Annotated in this window: 4 protein-coding genes; 2 read left to right on the forward strand and 2 right to left on the reverse strand. The window is 69.3% G+C overall.

Going from position 1 to position 4,691, the window contains the following annotated elements:
* Positions 1-324: 324 nt before the first annotated feature.
* The gene (locus tag HMPREF3114_RS15725; protein WP_053499669.1) at positions 325-1,200 is read right to left on the reverse strand and encodes a LysR substrate-binding domain-containing protein; all 876 of its coding nucleotides are present in this window, start codon (positions 1,198-1,200) and stop codon (positions 325-327) included.
* A gap of 102 nt (positions 1,201-1,302) precedes the next feature.
* Between HMPREF3114_RS15725 and HMPREF3114_RS15730 the strand changes: the two genes are divergently transcribed.
* Together HMPREF3114_RS15730 and dbpA are read left to right on the forward strand one after the other, a co-directional pair.
* On the forward strand, positions 1,303-2,382 hold the full coding sequence (locus HMPREF3114_RS15730) for a YeiH family protein (RefSeq protein ID WP_053501305.1): 1,080 nt from the start codon (positions 1,303-1,305) through the stop codon (positions 2,380-2,382).
* Between the two features lie 102 nt (positions 2,383-2,484).
* On the forward strand, positions 2,485-3,861 hold the full coding sequence (gene dbpA / locus HMPREF3114_RS15735) for an ATP-dependent RNA helicase DbpA (RefSeq protein ID WP_053501266.1): 1,377 nt from the start codon (positions 2,485-2,487) through the stop codon (positions 3,859-3,861).
* A gap of 92 nt (positions 3,862-3,953) precedes the next feature.
* On the opposite strand, the gene HMPREF3114_RS15740 is transcribed toward dbpA, so the two are convergent.
* A complete protein-coding gene (locus HMPREF3114_RS15740; protein ID WP_005416213.1) occupies positions 3,954-4,490 on the reverse strand; it encodes an adenine phosphoribosyltransferase in 537 nt (178 codons plus the stop codon).
* Positions 4,491-4,691: the final 201 nt, after the last annotated feature.

A 4,691-nucleotide genomic window follows, 5' to 3' on the forward strand; every position in this document is an offset into this window, starting at 1 on the left:
CGGTAGTGCCGGCCGCTGGCCGGCAACCTCAACGCAACGTCAAAAGCGGCTTCCTGTGGGAGGCGGGATGGGTCCGGTTGCGGGGGACGCCGTAAATACGTCCATGTAGGTCCGGTCGCCGCTTGCTCGTGTGCGCTGTCCTGCGCACACGGCAAGACCGGGGTTGGGCGTCCTGCCCAACCCGCCCGAGGCATGCCTCGGGCCCATGCGGCTCACGCCCCCGCAACGGGCCCATCCCGCCTTCGACAGATTTCTGCGATCTGTCGGAACGGCATTCTGCTCTGGTGGGTATCGACCTTGGTCGACACATGGGAATCTGATGAATTACCCCACCTCCCCCAGCAACGCCTGCAACCCCGGCAGCCATTGCTTGCCCGGGTGGCGTACCAACCACAGGGTGCGCTGCAGGGGCGGCAGCGGGGTCTCCAGCACGCGCAGGCGGCCCAGGGCCAGCGGCTCTTCCAGCGCGTGGCGGGAAAGGCAGGCCAGGCCGAGACCGGCGATGGCGGCCTGCTTGATCGCTTCGGTATTGCCCAGCTGCAGGGTCTGGGCGAAGCCGCGCAGGTGCGGCAACAGCGCCTGTTCCACTGCTTCGCGGGTGCCGGAGCCGGGTTCGCGCAGCAGCCAGCGGGCACGGCGCAGTTCGTCCAGCGACCAGCGCGGGGGGGCGTCGGCGGCGCCGACGATCACCAGCGGATCCTGCTGCCAGGCCGTGACCTGCAAACCGCGCTCATGGCACGGGCCTTCGATCAGGCCGGCGTCGACGTCCAGGCGCTGCACGGCGGCGACTACGCCAGCACTGTTGTCGATGCGCAGATCGACTTCGGCCTGCGGCGCCCGCCGCAGCAGTTCAGCGATGCGCTGCGGCAGCAGGTAGTTGCCGATGGTGGTACTGGCGGCCAGTACCAACCGCAGCGGAGCCCCTTGCGACGGGTCTCCGCCGGCGGCCAGCTGCCGCTCCAGATCAGCGGCATTGACCAGCAGGGTGCGCGCCGGCTCCAGCAGTGCGCGGCCGTGCCCGTTCAGCGCCAGGCGACGGCCGATGCGGTCGAACAGCGGCGTACCGAAGTGCGCCTCCAGTTCCTGCAGGGCGGCGCTGCTGGCCGACTGCGAGAGCGCGATGGCCTGGCCGGCGGCGGTGGTGCTGCCGTGGTCGGCGATGGCGACGAAGACTTGCAGCTGGCGCAAGGTCAGGCGCATGGCATTTACCCGCTTTATAGGTAGGTTTCACCCATATTATTCGTTTTACAGGTCAGGGACGAAGGCGCACGCTTGCCCCGTCACTACAGCCCTACCCCTGCCATGAACGCCCCCGCTCTCTCCTCCTGGTCCCTGCCCGCCCTGCGCCAACGCTGGCAGCCGCGCCTGCCCGGCCTTCTGCTGGTGGGCCTGATCGCGGCGGCATCGCTGTACCTGGCAGAGCTTCCCTGGTTGCAGGCGCATGGCCTGAGTGCACTGACCGTCGCCATCGTGGCCGGCATCGTGGTCGGCAACACCCTCTACCCGCGGCTGGCGCCGAGCAGCGCGGCCGGTGTCGGCTTCTCCAAGCACTGGCTGCTGCGCGCCGGCATCGTGCTGTACGGCCTGCGCCTGACCTTCCAGGACATCGGCCATGTCGGCGTCAGCGGCGTGCTGATGGACGTGCTGGTGGTCGCCAGCACCTTCGGCCTGGCCTGCTGGCTGGGCGTACGTGTGTTCAAGATGGAACGCGAGGCGGCAATGCTGATCGGCGCCGGCAGCGCGATCTGCGGTGCGGCAGCGGTGATGGCCGCCGAACCGGTGGTGCGTGGCCGCGCTGCGCAGGTCACTGTCGCGGTTTCTACCGTCGTGGTGTTCGGCACGCTGGCGATGTTCCTGTACCCGGCGCTGTATGCGCTGGTGCAGTCGCACGGCTGGCTGGCGATGGACGCGCGGCAGTACGGCCTGTTCACTGGTGCGACGGTGCACGAAGTGGCGCAGGTGGTGGCCGCCGGCCGCACGGTCAGCGAAGCCGCCGCCGATACCGCGGTGATCACCAAGATGGTGCGGGTGATGCTGCTGGCGCCGTTCCTGGTCGTGTTGTCGTTGTGGCTGGCGCGTGGCGGCAAGGCCGGCGCCGACGGCAGCAAGGCGCGCATCGTAGTGCCGTGGTTCGCGTTCGGTTTCGTGGCAGTGGCCGGTTTCAATTCACTGCACCTGCTGCCGGCCAGCCTGCAGGCCGGGCTGGTGCAGTTGGATACCGTGCTGCTGGCGATGGCGATGGCCGCGCTGGGCCTGACCACCCATGTCTCGGCGCTGCGCCAGGCCGGCCTGAAGCCACTGCTGCTGGCGCTGATCCTGTTCGCCTGGCTGCTGTTCGGTGGCCTGGCGATCCACCAGGGTGTGTTGGCGGTGCTGGGCTGAGCAAGGCGTGCCGACCAACGGTCGGCACCCACCCGTAGATCCACGCCATGCGTGGATGGCGGCCCAGGACGGGCGCTGCCGCGCAGGCAGGTACAATGCGCCATGACTGACTTCTCGACCCTGCCGCTGAGCCCGGCCCTGCAGCCCGGCCTGGACGCCCTCGGCTACACCACCCTCACCCCCGTGCAGGCGCAGAGCCTGCCGGCCATCCTCGATGGCCACGATGTGATCGCACAGGCGCCGACCGGCAGCGGCAAGACCGCCGCCTTCGGGCTGGGCCTGCTGCAGGCCGTCGACCCCAGCCTGATCCGCGTGCAGGCGCTGGTCCTGTGCCCGACCCGCGAACTCGCCGACCAGGTCGGCAAGCAGATCCGCAAGCTGGCCACCGGCATTCCCAACCTGAAGCTGTTGCTGCTGGTAGGCGGCGTGCCGCTGGGCCCGCAGCTGGCCTCGCTGGAAGGCCACGACCCGCACGTGGTGGTGGGTACGCCCGGCCGCGTGCAGGAGCTGGCACGCAAGCGCGCGCTGAATCTTGGCGCGGTGCGCACGCTGGTGCTGGACGAGGCTGACCGCATGCTCGACATGGGCTTCGAGGAGCCGATCCGCGAGATCGCCGGCCGCACCCACAGGGATCGCCAGAGCCTGCTGTTCTCCGCCACCTTCCCCGACAGCATCCGCGCCATGGCGCGTGACCTGCTGCGCGACGCGGTGGAGGTGACCGTGGAAGGTGCCGACCAGGCACCGGCCATCCGCCACCTGTTCTGCGAGGTGGAACCGGCGCATCGCCAGAAGGCGCTGGCCGGCCTGCTGCTGAAGTACGCGCCGGAATCGGCGGTGGTGTTCTGCAACACCCGCAAGGACGTGGACGAAGTGGCCAACTCGCTGCAGCAGTTCGGCTTCTCCGCACTCGCCCTGCACGGCGACATGGAGCAGCGCGACCGTGAGGAAGTGCTGTTGCGGCTGGCCAACCGCAGCTGCAACGTGCTGGTCGCCAGCGACGTCGCCGCGCGCGGACTGGACGTGGAAGAGCTGGCGGCGGTGATCAACTACGAACTGCCGACCGACGTGGAGAGCTACCAGCACCGCGTGGGCCGTACCGGTCGCGCCGGTGCCAGCGGCCTGGCGATCAGCCTGGTGGCCGGCCGCGAGAAGACCCGCGCCGAAGCCATCGAAGCACAGCTGGGTCAGCCACTGGACTGGCAGAAGACGCCACTGGCGACCTCGCGCCCGGCCGAGTTGCCGCAGGCGGCGATGCGCACCCTGCGGATCGACGGCGGCAAGACCGACAAGCTGCGCCCGGGCGACATCCTCGGCGCACTGACCGGCGATGCCGGCCTGTCGAGCAAGTTCATCGGCAAGATCGCGATCTTCCCGACCCGCTCCTACGTGGCGATCGCGCGTGAACAGGCCAACAAGGCCGTCGCCAGGCTGGAAGCCGGCAAGATCAAGGGCCGTCGCTTCCGCGTGCGGATGATGTGATTGAAGCCGCGTTGCCAACCACGGTTGGCAACGACCGGCTCCCGGCTCTTCGCTCTGGTAGATGCCAACCTTGGTTGGCATTCACCCTTCGATCAGAACACCAGTTCGGTGTGCAGTGGCAAGCCCGCCTCCCAGCGGGCCCGGCCGCCCAGGCCATCGAGCTCGACCAGCACACCGGCGCCGACCACTTCAACACCCAGGCGGCGCACCAGCGACAACGCAGCGACCAGCGTGCCGCCGGTGGCCAGCACGTCATCGATGATCGCGACACGGGCACCGCCCGGCAGCGCGTCGGCGTGCACTTCGATGCAGTCGCTGCGGTACTCCAGCGTGTATTCCTCGCGCAGCACCTGGCCCGGCAGCTTGCCCGGCTTGCGCACCGGCACGAAGCCGACGCCCAGCTCCAGCGCCATCGCGGCGCCGAGGATGAAACCACGTGATTCGATGCCGACCACCGCGTCCAGCTTCTGGTCGCGCCAACGGTCGGCCATCGCGGTGATCGCGCCGCGGAAGTCCTCGCCGTGGGCGAGCAGCGGCATGATGTCCTTGAACAGGATGCCGGGCTTGGGGAAGTCGGCGATGTCGCGCAGGCGGGAGGCCCACTGCGGAGCGACGATGGCGTCGGTCATGTCACATTGGCTATCTGATGGCGGCATAGGGTACCCGTTCCGGGCGCCGCCTGCCTGTTGGGGGTGTTCGGCCGGGCTGCGCCCGGCACCTGCAGAGGCTTCAAGCAACGGCAACGGCAACGGCAGAAGCGGGTTTCCTGTGGGATGGCGGGGTGGGTCCGGTGGCGGGGGCCGCTGCAAGTCCCCCTCCGGGGCCCGGCC

Source organism: Stenotrophomonas sp. HMSC10F07, assembly GCF_001807895.1.
Lineage (GTDB): Bacteria > Pseudomonadota > Gammaproteobacteria > Xanthomonadales > Xanthomonadaceae > Stenotrophomonas > Stenotrophomonas sepilia.